The sequence below is a fragment of the Pokkaliibacter sp. MBI-7 genome, from assembly GCF_029846635.1.
Classification (GTDB): Bacteria; Pseudomonadota; Gammaproteobacteria; order Pseudomonadales; family Balneatricaceae; genus Pokkaliibacter.
The window spans coordinates 1,501,332-1,524,339 of the sequence record NZ_JARVTG010000001.1 but is presented as its reverse complement, the minus strand read 5'-3'; the positions used below and the strand labels follow the sequence as shown (position 1 = coordinate 1,524,339).

Sequence of the window (23,008 nt, the reverse complement as noted above, 5' to 3'; positions counted from 1 at the left end):
GCTATCATTACTGCCACGGACATGATTGATGTGCGCCCGCAACGGCTTGGTGATGCGGCTATTCTTCGAGGACCTCCCCATGAAACAGATCGTGCTGGCCAGTGGCAACAAGGGCAAATTGCGTGAGTTCAATGAGCTGCTTGGCGGCCTGGATTTTGAAGTCATACCCCAGTCTGCGTTCAGTGTGCCCGATGCCGATGAAACGGGTCTGAGCTTTGTTGAGAACGCTATTCTCAAAGCACGTCATGCGGCACGTCTTACCGGTTTGCCAGCCCTGGCTGATGATTCGGGTTTGGAAGTGGATGCCCTCAAAGGGGCACCTGGCATCTATTCGGCACGCTTTGCCGGTGTGGGGGCCAGTGATGATGACAACTGTGAGCTGCTGCTTGAGCGCCTGCGGCATACGCCGGAAGATGAGCGCAGTGCCCGTTTCCAGTGTGTGCTGGTGTTCATGCGACATGAGACGGATCCTACGCCGCTGATCTGTCAGGGCAGCTGGGAAGGCCGGGTGCTGTTTGAGGCACGCGGGGAAGGTGGCTTTGGCTACGACCCGCTGTTCTGGGTGCCTGATCAGCAGTGCAGCGCTGCTGAGCTGACTGCCGAGCTGAAAAATCGCCTCAGTCATCGTGGTAAAGCACTGCAGCAACTGATGCAGCGTTTTAATCCCTGAATCGGATCGGGTTTCTCCACCGGTGTGAAACCTACGGCAGTTGCATGGTCCTGGCGCTGCCGTCATACCAAGGATCTTAGCCTTTGAGATCGCCAGTTTGTTGCAGTTACCTCCTCTCAGTCTGTACATCCACATCCCCTGGTGCGTGCGTAAGTGCCCGTACTGTGACTTCAATTCTCACGCCGTGCGTGACGAGCTGCCAGAGCAGGAATATGTTGCGCGTCTGCTGGAAGACCTCGAACAGGAGCAGGTGGCGGCGCAGGGGCGAGAAATTACCAGTATCTTTATCGGCGGTGGTACGCCCAGCCTGTTCAGTGAGCAGGCTATTGATCAGCTGCTGTGTGGTATTGCCCGGAGAGTGACACTGGCTGATGACTGTGAAGTGACCATGGAGGCCAACCCCGGCACCTTCGAGGCTGAGCGTTTTGCGGGTTTCCGTCAGGCCGGTGTCAATCGCCTGTCGGTTGGCATCCAGAGTTTTGATGATGACAAGCTGCAACGACTGGGAAGGATACACAGTAGCCGCGATGCCATTGCTGCTGTGGAAAAGCTGCATCAGCTGGGCTTCGACAACTTCAATCTGGATCTGATGCACGGTCTGCCGGAGCAAACCCTGCAACAAGGGCTGGCGGATTTGCGGCAAGCGATCGCACTGCAGCCCGCACACATTTCCTGGTATCAGCTGACTATTGAGCCCAATACCGAGTACTACAGCCGTCCACCGCAGCTGCCTGAGGATGAGGCGTTGTGGGCTATTCAGGAAGAGGGTCATGAGCTGCTGCAGGCGGCAGGATACGGCCAGTATGAAACCTCAGCCTACGCACAAGCTGGTCGACGTGCCCGCCATAACCTTAATTACTGGCAGTTTGGTGATTATCTGGGGATTGGTGCGGGCGCACACGGCAAAGTCAGCTGGCAGGCCACAGGGCAGATTGTACGCCGCTGGAAAACTCGTATGCCGCAGCATTATCTGGATCGCAGCCGGTTGCTGGTAGCGGGGGAACAGCAGGTAGAGGCAGATGAGCTACCGTTTGAGTTCATGATGAATGCGTTACGACTGGTGGACGGTGTGCCGTCAGCTTGGTTTGAGCAGCGCACCGGACTGACCAAGGCCATAATTGACGATGCCGTCAGACTTGGTCAGGACCGGGGGCTACTCGATCGTAACGAAGATGCATTCAGACCCACTGCCCTTGGGCAGCGTTATCTTAATGATTTGCTGGAGCTTTTTCTGTGATTCCGGCCTGATTCGTTCATCCTGAAGTCGTCAGGCCATCATCATCTCATCCATGGGCGTCCTGCTGATTTCGCTCAGTGAAATCGGCATCCTGCCTCCCTTGAGGGTCGTCTCTGACCCTGTCCATTGGCGCCAGATTACTGTTGTGCGGCTGCGGAACCTATAGGAAAAAGTCTGAATTTTCTGGTTGCAATTAAGCTACTTCTCATTTGCATGAAAGCCGCATGGCGTCTGGGTTTTTACTGACCGCTGGTCGTTTTCAGCAGCGGTTGCAGCCACTGCCAGACGCGCTCAGCCATCAACGGCTGGCCCTGCTCATTGGGGTGAATATTGTCGGCTTGCATCAGCTCCGGATGCAGTGCGACATCCTCAAGAAAGAACGGAAGTAACGGAATATTCAAAGTGTTACTGACATCTTGATAGCTTTGTGCAAAAGCCTGAGTGTAAACAGGTCCATAATTGGGAGGCAGGCGCATGCCGAGCAGCAGTGGCCGGGCTCCGGCATGCTGGCTGAGTTCAGCCATCCTGCTCAGGTTTTGTTGCAGGCTTTGTGGTGGCAGGCCACGCAGACCATCGTTACCCCCCAGTTCGATCAGCACTATCTGTGGCTGATGCCGTTGCAGTAATGAGGGCAGGCGGGTCAGGCCTCCGGCACTGGTGTCGCCACTGACACTGGCGTTGATCACCTGCCAGCCCAGAGGTTGCAGCTGCTGGCGGACCAGTGCTACCCAGCCTTTGTCGGGATTGATGCCATATCCTGCACTGAGGCTGTCACCCAGTATCAGCAGGGTATTTGCCGCGGCGCTGCCGCTCACCAGCCACAGCAAAACCAGTGTTCGTTTAAGGAAGGTCATGACAGCAGCGCAATCCATCTCCGTTCTCCTTCGTGCAGAGCAGCTATGTAAGTATGTCGATACCCAAAGTGGCACCCTGACCCTGCTTGATCAGGTGTCGCTGAGTGTGGGGGCCGGGCAGAGTCTGGCCATATTGGGACGTTCCGGAGCAGGTAAGTCAACCCTGCTGGGCCTGCTGGCCGGGCTGGATGTACCCAGCCGTGGTGAGGTCTATATCGAACAGCACTGCCTCAGTGCCATGGATGAAGACCAGCGGGCGGCACTGCGTGCAGCCGCTATCGGTTTTGTATTTCAATCCTTTCAGCTGCTGCCTGATCTGACGGCGGCAGAAAACATTAGTCTGCCACTGGCGCTTTGTGGCGTTGCCGATGCCGCTCAAAGGGCTGAGCAATGGTTGCAGCGTGTCGGGCTGTCGCACCGCTTGCATCACACGCCACGCCAGTTATCGGGTGGGGAACAGCAGCGTGTTGCGCTGGCGCGGGCCTTTGCCAATCAGCCGCGTATCCTCTTTGCTGATGAGCCTACCGGTAATCTTGATGAGGCCACCGGCAAACAGATCATGGATCTGCTGTTTGAGTTGAACCAGCACGAAGGCACTACCCTGATTCTGGTGACCCACGATGCGGTATTGGCAGAACGTTGCCAGCAGCGCGTTTATCTGGAGGGTGGCCGTGTCCAGTCTTGAGCAGTCATACAATAATTCGGTCAGCAGGTTGGCACTGACCTCCGCTCGGAAGCCCTCATGGCGTGCCAGCTGGCGTTATGCCCTGCTTGGCTGGCGTGACAATGAACTGCGCCTGCTGGTGCTGGCTATCTGGTTAGCTTGTGCTGCGACGACATTGCTGGGCTTTTTTGCGGATCGGCTGGAACGCGGGTTACAGGCGCAGTCGCAGCGTTATCTGGGCGCACCGCTGGTGATTCGCAGCAGCCGGGAGGCGCCTGAGGCGTGGTGGCAGCAGGCTCAGCGGCTGGGCATCAAACCACCTCTGACGGTGGCCGAGTTTGTCAGCATGGCCAGCAGTGCTCAGGGCTTTCAGCTGGCCGGCGTCAAGGCAGTACCTGCGGGGTATCCGTTAACGGGCACAATCCGTGTGCAACAGGCGGATGGTCAGGTACAGGAGCTGAGTCAGGGCCCATTGCCGGGCGAGGCCTGGCTGGCACCTCGTCTGATGAGCATGCTTGCCGTGAAAATGGGCGATCAGGTACAGCTGGGCTATGCCGATCTGAAAGTAACCGGCGTGGTGTTGCAGGAGCCAGACCCCTCTACTGACTTCCTCAGTCTCAACCCGCGCCTGCTGGTAAATAGCGCAGATCTGGCCAGATCACAGGTCATCCAGCCCGGCAGCCGTATTCGCTATCGTTATCTGCTGGACGGGCCTGCACCGGCCATACAGGCCTTTACTCGCTGGGTTGCTCCCCAGCTGGCCCCTGCGGCCCGCATCCTTGATACCGACAGTGACAGTCCGCGGCTGGCCAGTGCGCTGCAGCGAGTCAATCAGTACCTGGCGTTAGGCAGCATCCTTTCTGTCCTGCTGGCGGCAGTGACGCTGGCACTGGCTGCGCGACACTACAGTCTGCGACATCAGGACGAGGTGGCACTGTGGCGTTGTCTGGGGTTGTCACGCCGCCAGTTGGGGCAGATGCTACTGTTGCGGCTGGGGTTGCTCAGTCTGGTGGCTGTGGGGCTGGGCGTCCTCACCGGGGCGCTGGCACAGCAAGGGCTGGTGCAGTTGTTTCGCGACTGGTTGCCTGACCCTCTGCCCGAGCTGAGCTGGCTTCCTGCTTGTAATGGTGTGCTGACAGCGGTGTTGCTGCTGGTGGCTCTGGTCTTGCCAGACTGGTGGTTACTGCTGCGCACCAGTCCGCTGCGTGCACTCAAGCATGAAAGCCGTGGAGCTACGGTAGCGACACGTCTCTGGCTGGCAGGAGCGCTACTGGCCCTGCTGTTCTGGCTGTGGTGGCAAAGTCGGCAGCCGGTACTGACATTCAGTGTGGGTGGCGGTCTGCTGCTGTTACTGGGCGTACTGTTTTACAGCAGTCGCTGGTTACTTGCACGGCTGCTGCGCCGTCTGGGGCAGCTGGATAATGCCCGTCTGAACTGGCAGGCACTGCAGGTGACCGCTTTCGCGCTGGTCAGTATGGCGATTGGCCTGGTGATGCTGTTACGGCTTGACCTGTTGAACAGCTGGCGAGAGCAGCTGCCTGAGAAAGCGCCCAACTACTTCGCCATCAACCTTCAGCCTGATCAGCAGGCCGATTTTCTGCACTTTCTGCAGCAGCAGGGCTGGCAGAGCAATCCACTGTATCCGATGCTGCGCGGACGTCTGATTGAGCGTAATGGCCAGCCGCTGAAAGCTGAGGAAGACGATGGTCGTGATGAAGATAATCGGGAGCGTAATGGTAACCGGGCGCCTGGACGCGAGCTGAATCTGACCTGGGCGGCAGAGCCTGGGCGTGACAACAGGATAGTCCAGGGCAGCTGGTGGAATGCTGGTGAGCAGCAGCGGCTGATTTCCATTGAAGAAGGCTTTGCCAGGCGTTATGGGCTTGAACTGGGTGATCAACTGACCTTCGATATTGCCGGTGAACCTGTGACCGCTAAGGTGAGCAGCGTGCGTAGTGTTGACTGGAACTCCTTCAATCCCAACTTCTTCGTGATCTTCACACCCGGTAGTCTGACTGATTTTCCGGTGTCACTGATGACCAGCTTCTATGTACCGCCTGACCATGGCACCGAGATTACAGCGTTAAGTAAAACCTGGCCGAACATAACCCTGATTGGGGTGGAAGCATTACTGGGACAGTTACGTGACATCCTTACTCAGCTGACGGAAGCCGTGCAGTATCTGTTTATCTTTGTCTTGCTGGCCGCATGGCTGGTGCTGGTGGCCGTCATTCAGATTAGCTTGCCGGAGCGGCGGCGTGAGGCTGCATTGCTGCATACGCTGGGGGTTGCCAGACAACGCTTACGCCAGCGTCAGCGGCAGGAGCTGTTATTACTGGGGGCCGTTGCTGGTGCCTTGGGGGCCATTGGCTGCACGGTGCTGGGCTGGGTGGTGTTTACCCGCGTGCTGGAGCTACCGTTCGCCGGGCCCTGGTGGCTGCTTGGCTGGCCGCCTTTGTTCGCCGTTGTGGTGGCCCTGCCGGGGCTATGGATGTTGCGGCAAATCGGCCGTGAGCCACCGTTGCAGGCGTTACGCAGATTACTGTAGCGATTGGCTTTTGACTTGGCATAGCCAATATCCGTACCGGCCTGGGAGGTTATCCGTTTGCTTTCCAGGCCCTCTGCCAAAGATGAAGACTGCTACTGTATCTGGCGGTACTGCTTCTTTTCCATTCACATGTTCCGGTAATTTTTTCGGATCCATGCTCCCTGTTGACCCTCCAGACCTTTCGTTGACGTGCTGCTGGCGATGCATGCTTTTGCTCTCAATTGGCGCATGCTTTTGACCGTATGGTCAGTTTTAGACCTTTCGCATCATTTAATGCTTTATTTAATTGAAAAATATGCGGAAAATCTGCCGCCCCAATTGGCACCGATATTGCTCATCCCAAAACTCCGATGAGCAAGCCGGGCTGTTGACAGGTTGTTGACCTGTTCCGCTCAGAGCGTCGCTGACTTCACTCCACGGGATCCAGAAGTCGGCATGCAAGACGCCGTTGCAGGGAAGTACCGCGGTTATGCCAGCCATCGGATGAGATTTCCCTGTTTATCCCTTCAAGTTGTAGAGCGGAAGAAGTAGATGATGAGCGTTGAGAGCAAACTCAAGACCGTCGCCGTGGCGGTGACCACTCTGGCTGGACTCAGTGCCGGTACGGCACAGGCAGCCGCTAACAATGCCAGCTGGTTTGCCCAGGATCTGACCCTGATCCACAGTCACAATATCAAGTTCAGTCCTCGCCCCAACTCCGATACTTATCTGGAGTATGAGTACGTTGGCCGTCAGGGGCCGGTTGAGCTGTATGGTTATGTTGACGTACCCAAGGTGCTGGGCGACAGCAGCCATGGCAGCAAGTATGACACCGGCGTGTGGGATGATGGCTCACCGGTATTCATGGAGCACGAGCCTCGTATCTCCATCGACAGCCTGACCGGTAAAGACCTGAGTTTTGGCCCTTTCAAAGAGTGGTATGTGGCGTTTGACTGGATTTATGACAACGGCGATAACCGCGCTTCCCGTCAGAACACCCTGTATGCCGGTATTGGTACTGACATCGACACGCATTCGCCACTGATGCTGTCAGCCAACGTCTATGCTCGTCGTCAGTGGGAAAACTACGGCGCTGCCAACGAGAACTCATGGGACGGCTACCGCCTGAACCTCAAGTACATCCTGCCTCTGAACCAGATCGCAGAAGGCCTGACCTACATCGGCTTCACCAACTATGACTTTGATTCTGATCTGGGCGAGCTGTCAGGCCCTGACCGTACCAACAATGCACTGGTATCGACTAACGTACTGCACTACAAGATCAATCCCAAGGTGCATGTGATGGCTGTGGCGCGTTACTTCCACAACGGTGGCCAGTGGAAAGACGGCCAGACGCTGAACTGGGGTGACGGCAACTTCACTGCCAACTCCAACGGCTGGGGCACCTATTTCGGTATCGGTTACGATTTCTGATCGGTTACCGGGACATATGGCTGTTTAGCCACCACCTGGTACGCTGAATTCAGGCACAGTTAGCCCAGTGGCAAAACTGCCAGAGACAAAGCCCGCCTGCTGAGCATTCAGCAGGCGGGCTTTTCATTTTTACGAGCATGTATTCAGCGGCTGCTATGATCCGCTCTGCGGAGCAGGGAGTGCCTCGGTATCGGGAGACTCGGCCAGCAGCGACAGCTGCATCATGGTGCCTCCTGCTGGGTTGTCGAGGACGGCCAGGTGCCAGTTATACATCTCGCACAGCTGTGCAACGATGGCCAGGCCCAGTCCACTGCCGCCGGTATGCTTGTTACGCGATGCTTCCAGTCGATAAAAGGGTTCAAAAATCTTGGCCTTGGCTTCCGCAGGAATACCGGGGCCACGATCAAGAACGGTCAGTGTTATCTGCGGACCTTGCATGGTGACCTCCAGAGTAACAGGGCCCGGTGCGCTATAGCGCAGGGCATTCTCGATCAGGTTGGTCAGCACCCGCTTCAGCGCCAGAGGCGGTAGCATCAGCTTTTCCGGCAGTGCGGTCAGGCGGATCAGGCGAAGACGGTCATTCTGGAAGCTGTTGACCAGATCGGTAAGCCAGGGGCCGGGGGGCAGGGCTTCCAACGGCGCCTGTTCCATTCCCCGTGACAGTGCCAGGGTATCGCCAATCAGGGTATCCATTTCTGTCAGGTTACGCTTCAGGCGCTCAACCAGCTCATCATTGCTGCCGTCATCCAGCAGTTCGATAGCCATCTGCATCCGCGCGATGGGGGTCCTGAGGTCATGAGAAATGCCAGCGAGCAGGGTGGTTCGATGTTCCAGCAGCTCACGCACCTCTTTCCCCATTTTGTTGAAGCTGCGGGCCAGCACAGCCATTTCCTCAGGGCCAGTCTCGTCCAGCGGCTCGAAGTTGAGCCCCTTACCGATGCGTCGTGCGGCTCTGGATGCCGCCACCAGTGGGCGGGTGATGCGGCTGACAATGGTCAGTGAAGTAATCAGTACCAACAGCGAAGCAAAGGTCAGGATCAGAATGGCGGCGATGGGAATGGGGAACGCCCTTCGCTCGCGGGCAAAGCCGATATATACCGTGCCGGTAGGCAGATCGAAGGATGCCCAGACCAGGTTGTTGTCGTCTTTGTCCAATCGCAGACGGATGTCGGTTTCCAGACGCCGGGCCAGCGCTGCCGTAAGCATGTCCAGAAACATGTTGGACTTGAGCAGCGGGCGGGTGGTCGGTGGCGTTTTGGTCAGCAGCAGCAGGTGTTGCCCTGCCAGCTCCAGCTGATAGTAGCTGCGCGCATAGGGTGGCAGTTCCACCCAGGTTTCCGCCGCCAGCTTCATCAACGCCGCCTGATCATCTGCCGATTGGCGGGCAACCGGCAAAATGATGAACTGGGTAACAATCAGGGTGTAACACAGCAAAACGGCCAAGACGGTCAAGGCCAGTATCAGCCACGTCTTGGCCAGGAGAGATCGAAACATTACTGTGCTCTAGCCTTTCAGCCTTCTGGATTCGGTACGAACAGATAGCCTTTGCCCCAGATGGTCTGGATATGGTGCGGTGAGCCCTCGGCTTTCTCCAGCTTGGCACGCAGGCGAGTAACGCGCACGTCAATACTGCGATCGAAGGGAGAGCGGTCATAGCCTTTTAGCTTGGATACCAGCATATCGCGGTTCAGAACCTGATTCGGATGCTGTACCAGTATTTCCAGCAGCTCATATTCGCTGGTGGTGAGGTGCAGCAGCTCGCCTTTGTGAGTCAGCTGATGGCGTTGGGTATCCAACACAAAATCGCCAAACGAAAAGCGCTGGGTGCTGCCTTCATTCTCTTGCTGCTGACCGGGGCGTCGCATCACCGCACGGACACGGGCCAGCAGTTCACGCGGGTTGAAGGGTTTTGACAGGTAGTCATCTGCACCGACTTCCAGGCCCACGATGCGATCAACGTCTTCGCCCTTGGCAGACAGCATGATGATCGGAATATTGTTGTGGCTGGCCTTCAGGCGCTTGGCAACGGACAGACCATCTTCGCCGGGCATCATCAGATCCAGGATCAGCAGCTCCGGAGTGGTTTCCAGCAATACCTTATCCATGGCGGGTGCGCCGTCCACGCAGATGACCTGAAAGTCATGGTTCATCAGATAACGGCTTACCAGTTCACGCAATTCGGCATCATCGTCAACCAGGAGAATCGTCGGCTTATTACTCATAGTTTTGCATTCTCTAAAGACGGTTGAAAAAGATAATAAAGGCTTCTGTAAATGTTTCTAGGGTAGCTGTCTTTTGCTGTGTATCACAGTGTAACCTATAAAATGTAAACTTCAGTTACTCTGTTTCAGGCGTCGCCGAATTAATTGCAGGCTCGCGCAGAAGTGTTTCAATTCACTTTGCAAACGCTATCTTGGAAACACATTTTAGTTGGTATCCGGAGCAATCTCAGGTTCTTTGTACCAGAATTTGAGAGCGCATTTGGCTAGCGTATCCCTTCAGTTGGCTGATAGGCATTGATGCCATGTTCAATGGGTTATTTAACCGCGTTATTCGATCTTCCCCCTGGCATCTGGCTTTACTGGCCGGGGCGGGTGTTCAGATTCTCTTTCTGATTTGTCTGAGCTGGCTCTACGTGAAAGCCTCGGAGGAGCAGTTCAACACCATCCGTATGGATGTCGCCAGACTGTCTTCGGTGATCGCGCAGGAGGTGGATGGTGACTTGCATCAGCAGCTTACCTCGACAGTGCAGACAGGGTCGCCTCTCTATCGGCAGGTCATCGCGCCCCTGGTCAGGGCACACAAGATCATGCCGGACGTGTATTACCTCTACACCATGGTGAGAAAGAACGGCTCCCTGTATTTCGTACTGGACACTGCTGTCTATGCCGACGAGCTGGATTCCCCCTACAAGCTGCGAGACAGCAAGGTGATGGAGCGTTTCGATACCGTCAACCCGGAAGATCAGGCCATGTTTGCCGCGATCGATGCGGGAGAACCCTATGTGTATCGCACTCCCTATAATGATCCCTTTGGGACGTTTATCAGCGGTATGGCGCCGATCAAGAACAGTAAAGGTCAGGTGGTTGCCATGCTCGGGATGGATATCAGCGCCGATGAGCTGGCGCGACGCATGATCCGGATTAAGCAGGCTTACTACAGCTCACTGGGAATCTCTGTGGTGCTCAGTCTGCTGGTCATGTTGTTTACCTACCGTGCCCGTCATACCGCCGCCAAGCTGGAAAACGAAAGGATGCAGAGCGAGCAGAGTGCCCAGCAGCATGCCCGCCGTACTGAGCTGATCATCAACAGCATCATGGATGGAGTGCTGGGGCTGGGTCGCAATGGCGATATTCTCACCATGAGTTCTGTTGCAGCGAATATCTGGCAAGTGGATACCGAACAGTGCCTCAATCGTTCCTTTTGTGAGTTGCTGGACGGGCCTGATCAGCCCGCGATTCTGGCAGCCATCGAGCAGGCCGACAAAGGTCAGCATTCGCAGTTGCAGGTGCAGGGCGTGCGTGAGGGCGAGGCTTTCCCCATGCGTCTGGTGATCAGCCCTGGTCTTGAGGGGGAGGATGCACGTTATGTAGTGACCGCACGTGATCTCAGCCGGGACATGGCGCTGGAGGATGATCTGCATCTCGCCGCTCAGGTGTTTTCCAACATGAATGATGCCGTGGTCATTACCGATGCTCGCGGTATCATCCTGATGGTCAACGATGCCTTCTCGCGCATTACCGGTTACAGCAGCGAGGAGGTCAAAGGCCGGTCGTCACAGATACTGCAGTCTGATCGTCAGGACAGCCGCTTCTATCTGGCAATGTGGCAGCGCATCGAACAGACCGGGCAATGGCAGGGCGAGCTGTACAACCGTCGCAAAAATGGTGAGATATACCCGCTGGCACTGTCGGTAAAAGCGCTGCGTGATCGTCATGGCCAGCTGGCGCGAATGGTGAACGTGTTCACCGATATCACCCTGCGCAAGGAGCAGGAGCAACGCCTGCATGATCTGGCTAACAAGGATGCGCTCACGGGGCTGCCCAACCGCACGACCTTTGCCAGTAATTTCGAACAGCTGCTGGCGGACTCTCGTCGCCATGGTCAGGGGATTGCTCTGTTGCTGCTGGATGTGGATGGCTTCAAACGTATCAATGAAACGTTAGGGCATGCGCAGGGAGATCAGCTACTAAAACAGCTGGCAGAGCGTCTGCAGACACTGGTGGTAGATCACCTGTCACTGGCACGTATGAGCGGAGATCGTTTTGCCCTGCTGATGCCGACACAGGAGCCCACCGATGTCTTACCTCTGGTCAATCGCATTCTGGCTGAGGAAAAGCAGCCCTATATGCTGAATGAACAGGAGGTCACGGTTTCGGTCAGCGTTGGCATCAGTCGTTACCCCAACGATGGACAGGATCGTGAAACGCTCTACAAACAGGCAGACATCGCCCTGTTTGAGGCGAAGTCCAGCGGCGGCAACAGTTATCAGTTCTTCACCACCGCCATGCATGTCCGTGCCATGGAACGTATGACCCTTGAGGCTCAGTTACACCATGCGCTGGCCCGACATGAGATGCGTCTGGTCTATCAACCCCAGGTGTGTATTCGCAATGGCCGTCTGATGGCGATGGAAGCGCTGCTGCGTTGGGCTCATCCTGAGTGGGGCGATATTGAGCCCGAACGCTTCATTCCCGTGGCAGAGGAATCCGGGGTGATTAATGCATTGATGAGCTGGACGCTGGAGCAGGTGTGTCTGCAACTGCACGAGTGGGATGAGCGCAATATCAAGATTCCCCGGGTTAGCATCAACCTCTCAGCACGACAGTTCATCCAGCGCGGACAGTTGCAAAAGATGCTGGCCGCGGCGCTGCAGCGACATGGTCTGCAGGCCGAGCGTCTGGAACTGGAGGTGAAGGAGTCGTTGCTGACTGATGCAGCGCCGAACGTACAGTCGACCCTGCAGGAGATCAAGGCATTGGGGGTGCAACTGTTGATTGATGACTTCGGTACTGGTCAGGCCTCGCTGCATGACTTGCAGCAGCTGTCACTGCAGCGCCTGAAGATAGATCAGTCGCTGATCGAGAAGGTTATGGTCGACAGTAAAACCCAGAGCATGGTCAAGGCTATCGTACAGATGGGCCATGCCCTGGGGATCAAGGTGATAGCTGAAGGTGTGGAGACGGCTGAGCAGCTGATCACCTTGCAGCAATACGAATGTGATGGTGTTCAGGGATTTCTGTACTCGCCACCAATGGAAGGCACAGAAGTCGAGAGCTTCTATCAGCAATTCCAGCTGGCGGTCTAGATTCCCTCAGGAATGCTTCGCCACTGCCCTGAGCCTGTTCTGGGCTCAAGGCAGTGGCTTTGGCTATCAGCCAAACAACTTCAGATACAAACAACTTCCCCACACGCACGCTGCCAGAAACAGGCTGAGAAAGACCGCTGCCGACCCCATGTCCTTGGCCTGTCCAGACAGCGGGTGAAGCTCTTCGCCAATGCGATCCACGACGGCTTCGATAGCCGAGTTTAATAATTCACAGATCAGAATCAGCAGCAGGCTGGTCGCCAGCAACAGCCACATCACCAGACTATCGGCCAGCCACCAGGAAAAGGGCATCAGTACCAGACACAGCCCCAGTTCCTGACGAAATGCGGCCTCCTGTCTGAAGGTCTGTCGCAGGCCCTGCCAGGAGTAACCTGCGGCGCGGATAACGCGGGTCATCCCGCGGTGTTTGTTAGCCATGGAAAAGACTCATGTTATGCTCGTTGCCATCTGATTCTGCTGAAGTTGAACTGTATAGCCTATGAGCGTGAACAAAGCATTGCAGGTTGCACCATTGAGCCAGCGACTGGCTGCCCAACTGAAGATCCAGTCCTGGCAGGTAGAGGCCGTGATGACCCTCCTGGATGAGGGGGCAACAGTGCCCTTTATCGCCCGTTATCGCAAAGAACGTACCGGTGCACTGGATGACGCGCAGCTGCGCGATCTCAATGATCAACTGAGTTATGGGCGAGAGCTCGACAAACGACGTGAGTCCATCTTTGCCAGCCTGCAGGAGCAGGGGGTGCTGAATGATCAGCTGCTCAGGGCGCTGACTCAGGCTGACAGCAAGCAGGCACTTGAGGATCTGTATCTGCCGTTCAAGCCGCGTCGTCAGACCAAGGGGCAGAAGGCCATCGAGGCCGGTCTGCAGCCTCTGGCTGAGGCTCTGCTGCAACCTCAGGCCAGACCTTTGCAGCTGGCAGCGGGCTATATCAGCAGCGACAAAGGTATCGAGAATGCTGAGCAGGCGCTGGAGGGCGCGGAGGCCATCCTGCAGGAGCGCTTTACCGAGCAGCCGCAGGTGCTGGGCACATTGCGTCCCTGGCTGGCACGCAGTGCCTGGCTGGCCGTCAGGGCCAAGCGTGGGCAGGCAAAGGACGACAGCAAATACCGTGATTACTTCGCTCATCAGGAAAGTCTGAGCAGGGCACCGTCGCACCGGATGCTGGCTATCCTGCGTGGTGAGCGTGAAGGGGTGTTGCATATCGACCTGCAGGACGGGCAGGAGAGTAATGGACGTGCCGAAGCCAGTGCGCTGCTACTGCGCAGTCTGCAACAGGCAGGACAGATTGGCAGTCAGCTCAATAGCTGGTTACAGGAGGTACTGCAGCGTACCTGGAGTGATCGCTTGCTGCCGTCGCTGGGTAAGGATGTGTTGCAGGAAGTACGTGAGCGTGCCGAGCAGGATGCGGTTGCCGTTTTTGCCCTTAACCTGCGCGATCTGCTGATGGCCGCGCCTGCAGGAGGGAGGGCAACGCTGGGGCTGGACCCTGGCCTGCGTACCGGCGTCAAAGTGGCGCTGATTAGTGCCACGGGGCAGGTGGCCGCCACGACGACTATTTACCCTCACGTTCCTCAGCAGCGCTGGCAGGAGTCTTTGACGACGCTGGCTTCACTGTGTCAGCAAGGTAAGGTGGAGCTGATTGCGGTGGGTAATGGCACGGCTTCGCGGGAAACCGAACAGCTCGCCCGCGAGCTGGCCGCCTTGCTGCCGAGCAAGCCACAGGTGGTGATGGTCAGTGAAGCGGGGGCCTCGGTGTATTCCGCGTCGGCTCTGGCTTCTCAGGAGCTGCCAGAACTGGATGTCAGTTTGCGGGGAGCGGTATCCATTGCTCGTCGCTTACAGGATCCGCTGGCAGAGCTGGTGAAAATCGAGCCCAAGGCCATTGGCGTTGGTCAGTATCAGCATGACGTCAACCAGACCCGCATGGCGGTTTCCCTTGATGCGGTGGTGGAGGACTGCGTGAACGCGGTCGGCGTGGATCTGAACACTGCATCGCCCGCCTTGCTGGCCCGGGTAGCAGGGCTTAACTCCGGTCTGGCTGAAGCTATTGTCGGCTATCGTAACCAGCATGGTCCTTTCCAGCAACGTCAGGAGCTGCTCAAGGTGCCACGTCTTGGGCCAAAAACCTTCCAGCAGGCAGCCGGCTTCCTGCGTATCCGCAATGGTAAACAGCCACTGGACGCCTCAGCAGTACACCCGGAGTCCTATGCCGTTGTTGAACAGATGGCGCGTAGTCTGGGCTGCAAGGTGGAGCAGTTGCTGGGGCAGAGTGACAAGGTGCAGCAGCTGGACCTGCGTCAGTTTGTCAGTGCCGACGTCGGGGACTTTACCCTGCGTGATATTCAGCAGGAGTTACTCAAACCTGGACGCGACCCCCGTCCGACCTTTGCCACGGCTCGCTTTGATGAGCGGGTACAGCAGATTAGCGACCTGCAGCCAGATATGCAGCTGGAAGGCGTCGTTACCAACGTCACTGACTTTGGCGCTTTTGTTGATATCGGTGTGCATCAGGATGGTCTGGTGCATATTTCCCAGCTCTGCGACCGTTTTATCAAGCATCCACGGGAAGTGGTACAGAGCGGGCAGATTGTGCAGGTGCGTGTGCTGGAAGTGGATGCGCCACGCAAGCGCATCAGCCTGTCTATGAAGTCACCGGAAGGACAACACGCAGGCGGAGCCAGAGGGCGGCAGGACAAGGCACCGCAGACAGAGGTCCGTCCGGCACGCAGCAGCAAGCCTGCCAGTACGGAACCAGCACCTCAAGGGGCACTGGCCGCCGCATTATTGCAGGCCAAGAGCAAGCGCTGACGCAGGCTGGACGCAGGCAGAGGGGTGTGGGTCGCATCAGACAAGGCGGAGTAGGGCACTTTGTGCCAGACTCCACTTGAATCCTTGGGTTTTTGGCCCAATTTGCTGCCAGATATTCCACCATCTGGTGTGGGTTACCGGTCTTCGGTGTGACCTGCAGCACGGGTGATCTGATATTCCAGACAATCTGCTTCCGTATCCGGGGGTGGGTGTCCGCAAGCGAGAAACGATCTTGAGCGCATTATTACAACAGCGATTGGCTTGGTTACGCTCCCATAACGCAGACAAGGCACTGCTCGGTATTCGGCGCGGACTGGAAAAGGAAGGGCTGCGGGTTGACCCGCAGGGGCGCCTGTCCCATCAGGGGCATCCGCAGGCGCTGGGTTCCGCACTGACCCATGGTGCGATCACCACGGATTACTCCGAAGCCCTGATGGAGTTCATCACCCCGGCCTATGATTCGCCAGAGCAGGTCATGCAGTACATGGAACAACTGCATCGTTTTGCTTATCAGCATTTGCAGGATGAAGTGGTGTGGGCTGGCTCCATGCCTTGCTACCTCGCTGGTGAAGACGATATTCCTGTCGCTCAGTACGGCGAGTCCAACATCGGCCGGATGAAAAGCATTTATCGCGAAGGTCTGGCTTACCGCTATGGCAAGGTGATGCAGACCATTGCGGGTATTCATTACAACTTTTCTTTCCCAGACAGTTTCTGGGCTACCTATCAGCAAATGACGGGGGTCGAGGGCGGCACGCGTGAAGTGCGCTCGGAAGGCTACTTCCGCCTGATCCGTAATTTCCGCCGTCATTTCTGGTTGCTGCTTTATCTGTTTGGTGCGTCACCTGCGGTCAGCAGCAGTTTCCTCAAGCGCAACAGCTTTGGTCTGGACGTCTGGGATGACAGCACGCTGGTGGCACCGGCAGGGACTACGCTGCGAATGAGTGACATCGGTTACTCCAATAATGCGCAGTCGTCCCTGAACATCTGTTACAACCAGCTCGACAGCTACGTGCAGTCGCTTTCCCATGCCATGCACACACCCTATCCGGCTTACACCCATATCGGCGTCAAGGTGGAAGGTGAGTACCGGCAGCTGAATACCAATATCCTGCAGATCGAAAATGAGTATTACAGCGAGATTCGTCCCAAGCGCACCACACGTAGGGCAGAAAAGCCGCTGGATGCGTTGCGTGAGCGCGGCGTTGAATACATCGAAGTACGCTGTCTGGATATCAACCCCTTCCTGCCAATTGGCATTGATGCACGGCAAATGCGTTTTATGGATGCCTTCCTGGTGTTCTGTCTGCTGGTTGATGATGGCGATATTGATCGTCTTGAATGCGAGCGTCTGGCCTATAACCGCAAACTGGTAGTGCGCGAAGGGCGTAACCCGGAGCTGCGTCTGGTCGGTGAGGACGGCATGATCAGTGTGGCTTCAGCAGGTCAGCGGATGCTGGATCAGATCATGCAGGTGGCTCAGGTGCTGGATGAACAGTACGGTGGCACGGCGCATATGGATGCCGTGGTGCAGGAGTCTGCCAAGCTGCTTGATCCGTCATTGACGCCCTCGGCTCAGGTATTGCGTGAGTTGCAGGCCTGTGGTTGCAGCTACGAAGAGTGGATGTTGCAGCAGTCACGTCAGCAGCGCGAATACTTCCAGCAACTGCCGGTTGATCAGCAGATGCAGGCCAGTCTGGTACAGCAGAGCCTGCAGTCACTGCAGCAGCAGCGTGATCTGGAAGAGCAGGACAAGATGGAGCTGGATGAGTTCCTGCAGCACTATTTTGTTAACTAATGCTCTTGTTCATTAAATGCAAAGGGCGCCTGATGGGCGCCCTTCGTTTTTCTTGATGCAGTGGTTGATTATCCTGCTTTGCGCTCCGGCATGGGCAGGCGCGGCAGATCCTGATTGAGCAGGTCTGCATGGCGCAACAGCAGATTGGTGCTGCTAACCTGCTCGCCCAGATGCAGCAGCAGTCGCGCCAGTTCCTGCAGGGTTTCGTAGCGTGGGTTTTTAGCCATGCTGCTTTCCAGATACTGGCGTGCCTTGTGCCATTGACCAAGCTGAATACTCAGACGCCCCAGCGTGAGCAACAGGACCGCGTTATCCGGCTGGTTTTTCAGCCATTTCTCGGCGGTGGCCAGCTGGCGGTCGAGTGACGGACTTTGAATCAGACCGTACTGATAGGCCAGATCGTCATTCCACTGCTGGTTGAGCGCATTACGGATGACAATCTCTGCCTTTTCAATGGCGCTCAGCTGGATCAGACGGTTAACGTATAGTGTCAGGATGGCGCCGTGTTCCTGCAAACTGGTTGGCATCGCCTGCCAGGTGTCGAGGACTTGCTGTACACGGGCGTCGTCACTGGCTTCTGCCTGCAGACCTGTCTGTTTCAGTCGCTCCTGCCAAGCCCGGGCTTCGAGTTTCCTGATCGCTGCATCATCCATGGCGGCGGTGCGTTTGATATCAACTAACACATCACAGACCACCAGCCAGTCCTGCAATTGCACGCAGCAGTCTTTCAGCATACGCAGCACCTGGGTATGGCGTGGCGCCTGTTTGCGCAGCACCAGCAACAAGGCGCGCGCCTTGTCCAGCTGACCACGCTGCAGCAACAGTTCAGCCTGCGCCAAACCAACCGCAACTTCGGCCCCCTTGGTCGTCTCCGCTGCTTTTTTCAGCCATTTGTCGGCATTGTCTTCCTGACCTAGCTCCTGTGCGGCGCGAGCGGCAGACAGATAGTTGATCAGAGGCTGTTCACTGTTGCTGGCCGACTGTGACAGCCAGCGTTCAGCCTGCTTCCAGCGACCATCTGCCAGTGCCAGTAAGCCACGCGTGGTCTTGATGCTGGCACTGGCCTGCTGACGTGAACTGCGCCAGCGACGCAGACGCTCACCTGGCAGACGCAGCTTGTAGAACAGCAACAGCAGACCATGGCCGATCATGAACAGGATCAACCCCAGCAGAGCGCCGACCCACAGGCTGGTTTCCACCGTCCAGTGTTTGAATGCGATCAGTACGTAACCGCTATCCTGAGTCATCTCATAGCCGATCCAGGTACCCAGCAGCAGGACGATCAGAACGAAGAGGAAGAACTTTTTCATCCTTAACCTCCGGTACTGGCAGCAGGCTGGGCCTTGCCGTCTTTGCTGTGAATGCTTTGCAGGTACTGCTTGAGAACATTCAGTGACGTGCTGATATCAGGCAGTTCAGGGGAGACCTTGACGGTCTGCAGCTCCTTGATGCCATCGATCAGAGCCTGAGTGGAAGACTGACGCTTGTCAAAGTAGCGGGGCAGCCATTGTTCAGCTTTCTGCAGGCTGCTGTCGTAGGCCTGTTGTTTGCCTTGCAGCAGAGCCAGCTGCGCCTGCTCCAGCATCAGGTGTAGGTTCTGCTGCAGATAGAAATGCTCCTGCGGTGACAGCAGCGGCTGTACTTCACCATCACGACGATGAATTACGACCAGTTCGTTAAGCTTGTGCCAAGCCGTATCCCAGGCTTTGCCGAGGTTTTCACTCCAGCTGGCGGCGGTCTGCTCATCCGTCACTTCCTTGAGTACATCAGGCAGCACCTTCTGCTCAGTGACGGGCAGCAGGTCAAGGTGGTTGACCTGCTCATTGAGGGCTGCCAGACGCAGGAATAATCCCTCGGTGTCCAGCTTCGGTACGGCTTCGAGCCTGGCCAGGTCTTCAGCCACAGCCTTGCGTACCGGATAGGCGGAAACATCATCCAGATCACGCAGAATCGTGTCGGCAGACTTCAGCATCGCCAGTGCACCGGCGGCGTTCTTTTCGGTCATGATGCGCTGGTTGGCCAGACGCAGCAGGTACTCGACTTCAGCCAGGTCCCAGTCGCTGCGGCTGGTGCTGGTAAGGGCACGCATCTGCTGCAGGCCCTTGTCGACACGCTCCTCGACTTGCTGCATGGCATCGGTAGTGCTTTTGGTCTGGGCAGTGGCCTGCTGGATATCCGCTGACAGGGAGGCCTTGAGGCTGTCAATGCTGCTGCTCTGACTGGACTGTAGTGCGCTCAGACGGCTGTCGAGGTTGTGCTCACTGGCTGCACTCTGCTGTTTGAGTTGATACTGTTGCCATACCGCATAACCGCCGAGACCCACCCCTCCAAGGGCCAGGATGATTGCCAGCCAGAGGGGGCCCTTGGCAGTCTTGGCAGGGGTCGGCTCAGCAGTGGAGATACTGCTGTCTTGGGGCGCGCTTTTGGGGGTCGATTGGCTCACTCTGTCGTTCCCGGTTGAGCTGGTGGAAGGCGAAGAAGGGGGCGTTGCGGTTGTGCGAGTAACGTTACCAACCGTGGCAGCATCTGCCGCTTTCTGATGGTCAGTCGCATCGGGTTCATTGCTTACAGCTTCTGTGACTGTCGCTTCGCCGCTACTGCTGACATCAATGGTTGTATTGTTGTTAGATCTGGACTGACGGGGTTTGTGTTGTCGACCGCGCCCTTTTGACGGGCGGGTAGTCTCTTCCTGAGACTCTTCAGCCGGAGTTGTCGGTTTCTGCTGATCTGTCATGCGAACATCCGTCCTGTTAGCAGATGGCGTCGTGGCGCCAACGGTTTATACATTCCAGCATGGCATCATCGCCTGCCCCTGTGCTCTGCCAGACATTGTCCCATCCCAGTGCTCTGGCCATATCAGCCAGACGCAGGCCGGGAACGATCAGAGCGACATCGCGCAGGCCCTGATAATGCTGGTTAAAGTGCTGCAGGGCTTCACCACTGGTCAGCATGACCAGATCAAGATGAGCCAGTTGCTGCATCGCTGTTGCGGGCCAGGGGAGCGGACGACGCTGATAAAGTTCGGCATAGTCGACTCGGGCACCTCTGGCGGCCAGCGTTTCGCCCAGAAGGGCACGCCCAGCTGTACCCCGCAAAATTAATATTCGTTGCTCGGCAACCTGATCTGCCTGCAATGCAGGCAAGTCGAGCAGTGCTTCGCTGTCTTCGCCCTCGCTGGCCGTTACCGCCTCTATATCCCATTGGCGTAACTCGGCGGCAGTACCTGCCCCCACGGCCAGCCAGTCTATTCCCAGCGGTAGCTGAGGCCAGTAGGTGTCAATCAGCGCACCGCCAAAACGGGCCGCTGGGCGACTGACGCAGATGACCTTAGCATAGAGGTCGAGGTCGAGAATATACGACTTTGTTTGCGCAAAGCCGTTATCGCCTTCGTTCAGCGCCTGAGTTTCCAGCAGCGGCAGCCAAAGTGCCTGTGCGCCATTCTGCTGTAGCCGCTGCTGAAGTTGGGCTCCCTGCGGGGCGGGACGGGTAACCAGAATGGTTACACCATCCAGCCGTGCTCCCGGTACACAGTCAGCAGGTTGCTCGCTACTCATTGTTTAGTGGAGCCGTAAACTGTTTGCAGAATCGTCGCGGCCCCCTGAGACAGCAACGCTTCGGCGACCTGAATACCAAGGGCTTCGGCGTCAGATACGGGTGCGGAGGCTTCCGCACGCAGCACCTTTGAACCATCAGGGAGACCGACCAGACCACGCAGCCAGAGTTGTTCACCGGCTTCGGTATGCTGAATCTCTGCGAAACAGCCGATAGGTACCTGACAGCCGCCTTCCAGATGGCGGTTCAGGGCACGCTCGGCAAGGACTCGGGCTGCCGTCGGGCTGTGGTGCAGTGGCGCGAGTAGTGCCATCACACGCTCATCCTGCAAACGGCATTCAATGCCCACTGCGCCCTGGCCTCCGGCAGGCAGGCTTTGTACAGGAGAGATCTGCTGGCGGATGCGATCCTGCATCTGCAGGCGAATCAGCCCGGCACAGGCCAGAACAATGGCATCAAACTCACCGGCATCCAGTTTGGCCAGACGGGTATTGACGTTACCCCGAAGGTCTCTGAGTTGCAGGTCAGGGCGATGGGCTCGCAGCTGTACCTGCCGACGCAGGCTGGACGTGCCGACGATCGCGCCGCTGGGCAGTGCATCAATACTGTCATAGCGATTGCTGACAAACGCATCGAACGGGTTTTCCCGTTCACAGATCACTGCCAGACCCAAGCCTTCCGGAAAATCCATCGGTACATCTTTCATGGAGTGCACGGCAATGTCGGCATCACCTTGCAGCATGGCGTGTTCCAGCTCCTTGACGAACAACCCCTTGCCACCAATCTTGGCGAGCGGAGTATCAAGCAGCTTGTCACCCCTGGTGGTCATGCCCACCAACTCGACGTCGAGCTCTGGATGCACAGCCTGCAAGCGTGCCTTGACGTATTCGGCCTGCCACAGGGCAAGAGGGCTCTGACGGGTGGCAATGCGCAGACGTTGTTGAGTCATGGTCCTGTTCTTCGAGCTGAGGTCGATGGTTGCGTCTGTTGAAGCGGATACGGGCCATTCAATGAACAACCGGTCTGAGCGCTCTCTACCCTTCGCTTTAAAACCACTGATAGTCTTCAGAAGGGGTAAACGCAGCCACACAACGGATTATTCCTTGTTTCGACCGATTGGTTTCAACGGGCTACCTGCAACCGTCAAATGAGCCAAGCCACCGGTGAAAAACTCAGCACCAGTGAACGGGGTGTCACGAAAATGGGCCTTATTCTAACAAAAGAACCCGGTCGAACCATGATCAAGATGCGCTATTTGGTTACTGTGAGCGAGTGAAATGAATGATTTGCCGGGCTTATGTCGTGCAAAAGCAAGGTGGATGTCGTTGTGATCCATGAAGATTGGAGTCGTGGTCGGGCTGACAGCGGATTCTTGCTCGTTTCTGAGGTTTTGCCCTCGCCATGGCTGGAGTATGATGCTGGCCCAGTCTTTTTCCCATGATTCCCCGCCTGCTGAAGGAGTCGTCATGAACCCTGCTCTGGCCATTCTGCTTGCCGCCCTCAACGGTTTTTGTGCTGTCGCCATGGGAGCCTTTGCTGCCCACGGTCTCAAAGCACGCCTTGATGACTATCATCTTGGCGTCATTAATACCGCTGCACATTATCAGCTGGCCCATGCGCTGGCGTTGTTGCTGGCCGGTTTGCTGATGATTCACTGGCCTGCTGCTGCTTTACGCTGGGCAGCCTGGGGCTGGTTTGTCGGGACGCTGATCTTTTCAGGCAGCCTCTATGTACTGGGAATGACCGGTATCAAATGGCTGGGTGCCATCACACCTGTTGGTGGGCTGGGATTGTTGCTCGGCTGGGGGTTGGTCGCCTGGGCTGCCTGGCGGCAGTTACAGGCATGAATATGTTCATGCTCTGAAAATAGCTGGAAACGCATCCATCACATACTACGCATTGAGGCTCTCTGGAGATGATTGAAGTATCGGTAAACGGTGAGAACACACAGCTGCCTGAGGGGGCCGTGCTGGCCCATCTGTTGGAGCAGATGGAACTGTTGGGCAAGCGTATTGCCGTCGAACTCAATATGGAGATCGTGCCCCGTAGCCTGCATGGTGAGACCGTGCTGCAGGCCGGTGACCGTGTGGAAATCGTCCATGCCATCGGTGGTGGCTGAGGCGGACGCTGAACT

18 protein-coding genes are annotated in these 23,008 nt (G+C 56.9%); 10 read left to right on the top strand and 8 right to left on the bottom strand.

The features are described from left to right. Positions 1–79 precede the first annotated feature (79 nt). Together rdgB and hemW are read left to right on the top strand one after the other, a co-directional pair. A complete protein-coding gene (gene rdgB, locus QCD60_RS06890; RefSeq protein WP_104156048.1) occupies positions 80–670 on the top strand; it encodes an RdgB/HAM1 family non-canonical purine NTP pyrophosphatase in 591 nt (196 codons plus the stop codon). A 97-nt stretch (positions 671–767) separates the two neighbouring features. Continuing rightward, on the top strand, positions 768–1,907 hold the full coding sequence (hemW, locus tag QCD60_RS06885; RefSeq protein WP_279783644.1) for a radical SAM family heme chaperone HemW: 1,140 nt from the start codon (positions 768–770) through the stop codon (positions 1,905–1,907). A gap of 239 nt (positions 1,908–2,146) precedes the next feature. Here hemW and QCD60_RS06880 read toward each other — a convergent pair whose 3' ends face one another. Beyond that, positions 2,147–2,779: an arylesterase gene (locus QCD60_RS06880; RefSeq protein WP_279783642.1), complete on the bottom strand. Its 633-nt coding sequence runs from the start codon at positions 2,777–2,779 to the stop codon at positions 2,147–2,149. On the opposite strand from QCD60_RS06880, the gene QCD60_RS06875 reads away from it, so the two are divergent. The 3 genes from QCD60_RS06875 to QCD60_RS06865 all read left to right on the top strand — a co-directional run bounded on the left by QCD60_RS06875 (position 2,760) and on the right by QCD60_RS06865 (position 7,386). Continuing rightward, the gene (locus QCD60_RS06875) at positions 2,760–3,446 is read left to right on the top strand and encodes an ABC transporter ATP-binding protein (protein WP_110185603.1); all 687 of its coding nucleotides are present in this window, start codon (positions 2,760–2,762) and stop codon (positions 3,444–3,446) included. The two genes, QCD60_RS06880 and QCD60_RS06875, sit on opposite strands and share 20 nt — an antisense overlap. Further along, a complete protein-coding gene (locus QCD60_RS06870; protein WP_279783638.1) occupies positions 3,433–5,973 on the top strand; it encodes an FtsX-like permease family protein in 2,541 nt (846 codons plus the stop codon). The genes QCD60_RS06875 and QCD60_RS06870 overlap by 14 nt, the downstream gene beginning before the upstream one ends. A gap of 531 nt (positions 5,974–6,504) precedes the next feature. After that, positions 6,505–7,386: a nucleoside-specific channel-forming protein Tsx gene (locus QCD60_RS06865; RefSeq protein ID WP_279783636.1), complete on the top strand. Its 882-nt coding sequence runs from the start codon at positions 6,505–6,507 to the stop codon at positions 7,384–7,386. A 153-nt stretch (positions 7,387–7,539) separates the two neighbouring features. Here the strand turns inward: QCD60_RS06865 and QCD60_RS06860 are convergent, their stop codons facing one another. Next, positions 7,540–8,880 (bottom strand): HAMP domain-containing sensor histidine kinase, encoded by a 1,341-nt coding sequence (locus QCD60_RS06860; RefSeq protein WP_104156043.1) that lies wholly within the window; start codon positions 8,878–8,880, stop codon positions 7,540–7,542. A gap of 17 nt (positions 8,881–8,897) precedes the next feature. Then, entirely contained in the window at positions 8,898–9,608 is a 711-nt protein-coding gene (locus QCD60_RS06855; protein ID WP_104156042.1) for a response regulator, read from the bottom strand. Between the two features lie 302 nt (positions 9,609–9,910). On the opposite strand from QCD60_RS06855, the gene QCD60_RS06850 reads away from it, so the two are divergent. Further along, entirely contained in the window at positions 9,911–12,694 is a 2,784-nt protein-coding gene (locus QCD60_RS06850) for an EAL domain-containing protein (RefSeq protein ID WP_279783629.1), read from the top strand. 66 nt (positions 12,695–12,760) lie between these two features. Here QCD60_RS06850 and QCD60_RS06845 read toward each other — a convergent pair whose 3' ends face one another. Further along, positions 12,761–13,132, bottom strand: coding sequence for a diacylglycerol kinase (locus QCD60_RS06845; protein WP_104156899.1), 372 nt, complete (start codon positions 13,130–13,132; stop codon positions 12,761–12,763). 61 nt (positions 13,133–13,193) lie between these two features. On the opposite strand from QCD60_RS06845, the gene QCD60_RS06840 reads away from it, so the two are divergent. Then, the gene (locus QCD60_RS06840) at positions 13,194–15,524 is read left to right on the top strand and encodes a Tex family protein (RefSeq protein WP_279783623.1); all 2,331 of its coding nucleotides are present in this window, start codon (positions 13,194–13,196) and stop codon (positions 15,522–15,524) included. Positions 15,525–15,756: 232 nt separating this feature from the next. Then, positions 15,757–17,322, top strand: coding sequence for a glutamate--cysteine ligase (gene gshA / locus QCD60_RS06835; RefSeq protein ID WP_279783621.1), 1,566 nt, complete (start codon positions 15,757–15,759; stop codon positions 17,320–17,322). Between the two features lie 68 nt (positions 17,323–17,390). Here gshA and QCD60_RS06830 read toward each other — a convergent pair whose 3' ends face one another. From QCD60_RS06830 to hemC, 4 genes are all read right to left on the bottom strand, one after another. Continuing rightward, complete coding sequence (locus QCD60_RS06830) at positions 17,391–18,632, bottom strand: heme biosynthesis HemY N-terminal domain-containing protein (RefSeq protein WP_104156896.1); 1,242 nt, start codon at positions 18,630–18,632, stop codon at positions 17,391–17,393. Between the two features lie 2 nt (positions 18,633–18,634). Next, positions 18,635–19,765: a uroporphyrinogen-III C-methyltransferase gene (locus QCD60_RS06825; protein ID WP_279783617.1), complete on the bottom strand. Its 1,131-nt coding sequence runs from the start codon at positions 19,763–19,765 to the stop codon at positions 18,635–18,637. A 307-nt stretch (positions 19,766–20,072) separates the two neighbouring features. Continuing rightward, positions 20,073–20,876 carry a uroporphyrinogen-III synthase gene (locus tag QCD60_RS06820; RefSeq protein WP_279783615.1) on the bottom strand — a complete coding sequence of 268 codons (804 nt, stop codon included), beginning with the start codon at positions 20,874–20,876 and terminating at the stop codon, positions 20,073–20,075. After that, complete coding sequence (gene hemC, locus QCD60_RS06815; protein ID WP_279783612.1) at positions 20,873–21,823, bottom strand: hydroxymethylbilane synthase; 951 nt, start codon at positions 21,821–21,823, stop codon at positions 20,873–20,875. Before hemC ends, QCD60_RS06820 begins: the two co-directional genes overlap by 4 nt. Positions 21,824–22,340: 517 nt before the next feature. Between hemC and QCD60_RS06810 the strand changes: the two genes are divergently transcribed. After that, a complete protein-coding gene (locus QCD60_RS06810; protein WP_104156892.1) occupies positions 22,341–22,721 on the top strand; it encodes a DUF423 domain-containing protein in 381 nt (126 codons plus the stop codon). 68 nt (positions 22,722–22,789) lie between these two features. Then, the gene (gene thiS, locus QCD60_RS06805; protein WP_279305891.1) at positions 22,790–22,993 is read left to right on the top strand and encodes a sulfur carrier protein ThiS; all 204 of its coding nucleotides are present in this window, start codon (positions 22,790–22,792) and stop codon (positions 22,991–22,993) included. The last annotated feature ends 15 nt before the right edge of the window (positions 22,994–23,008 follow it).

What these genes read in the sequence shown, in the direction of transcription:
- rdgB (WP_104156048.1), top strand. Translation starts at nt 80, where the DNA reads ATGAAACAGATCGTGCTGGCCAGTGGCAACAAGGGCAAATTGCGTGAG.
- QCD60_RS06875 (WP_110185603.1), top strand. Translation starts at nt 2,760, where the DNA reads ATGACAGCAGCGCAATCCATCTCCGTTCTCCTTCGTGCAGAGCAGCTA.
- QCD60_RS06880 (WP_279783642.1), bottom strand. Translation starts at nt 2,779, where the DNA reads ATGGATTGCGCTGCTGTCATGACCTTCCTTAAACGAACACTGGTTTTG.
- QCD60_RS06865 (WP_279783636.1), top strand. Translation starts at nt 6,505, where the DNA reads ATGATGAGCGTTGAGAGCAAACTCAAGACCGTCGCCGTGGCGGTGACC.
- QCD60_RS06860 (WP_104156043.1), bottom strand. Translation starts at nt 8,880, where the DNA reads ATGTTTCGATCTCTCCTGGCCAAGACGTGGCTGATACTGGCCTTGACC.
- QCD60_RS06855 (WP_104156042.1), bottom strand. Translation starts at nt 9,608, where the DNA reads ATGAGTAATAAGCCGACGATTCTCCTGGTTGACGATGATGCCGAATTG.
- QCD60_RS06850 (WP_279783629.1), top strand. Translation starts at nt 9,911, where the DNA reads ATGTTCAATGGGTTATTTAACCGCGTTATTCGATCTTCCCCCTGGCAT.
- QCD60_RS06845 (WP_104156899.1), bottom strand. Translation starts at nt 13,132, where the DNA reads ATGGCTAACAAACACCGCGGGATGACCCGCGTTATCCGCGCCGCAGGT.
- QCD60_RS06840 (WP_279783623.1), top strand. Translation starts at nt 13,194, where the DNA reads ATGAGCGTGAACAAAGCATTGCAGGTTGCACCATTGAGCCAGCGACTG.
- QCD60_RS06830 (WP_104156896.1), bottom strand. Translation starts at nt 18,632, where the DNA reads ATGAAAAAGTTCTTCCTCTTCGTTCTGATCGTCCTGCTGCTGGGTACC.
- QCD60_RS06820 (WP_279783615.1), bottom strand. Translation starts at nt 20,876, where the DNA reads ATGAGTAGCGAGCAACCTGCTGACTGTGTACCGGGAGCACGGCTGGAT.
- hemC (WP_279783612.1), bottom strand. Translation starts at nt 21,823, where the DNA reads ATGACTCAACAACGTCTGCGCATTGCCACCCGTCAGAGCCCTCTTGCC.
- QCD60_RS06810 (WP_104156892.1), top strand. Translation starts at nt 22,341, where the DNA reads ATGAACCCTGCTCTGGCCATTCTGCTTGCCGCCCTCAACGGTTTTTGT.
- thiS (WP_279305891.1), top strand. Translation starts at nt 22,790, where the DNA reads ATGATTGAAGTATCGGTAAACGGTGAGAACACACAGCTGCCTGAGGGG.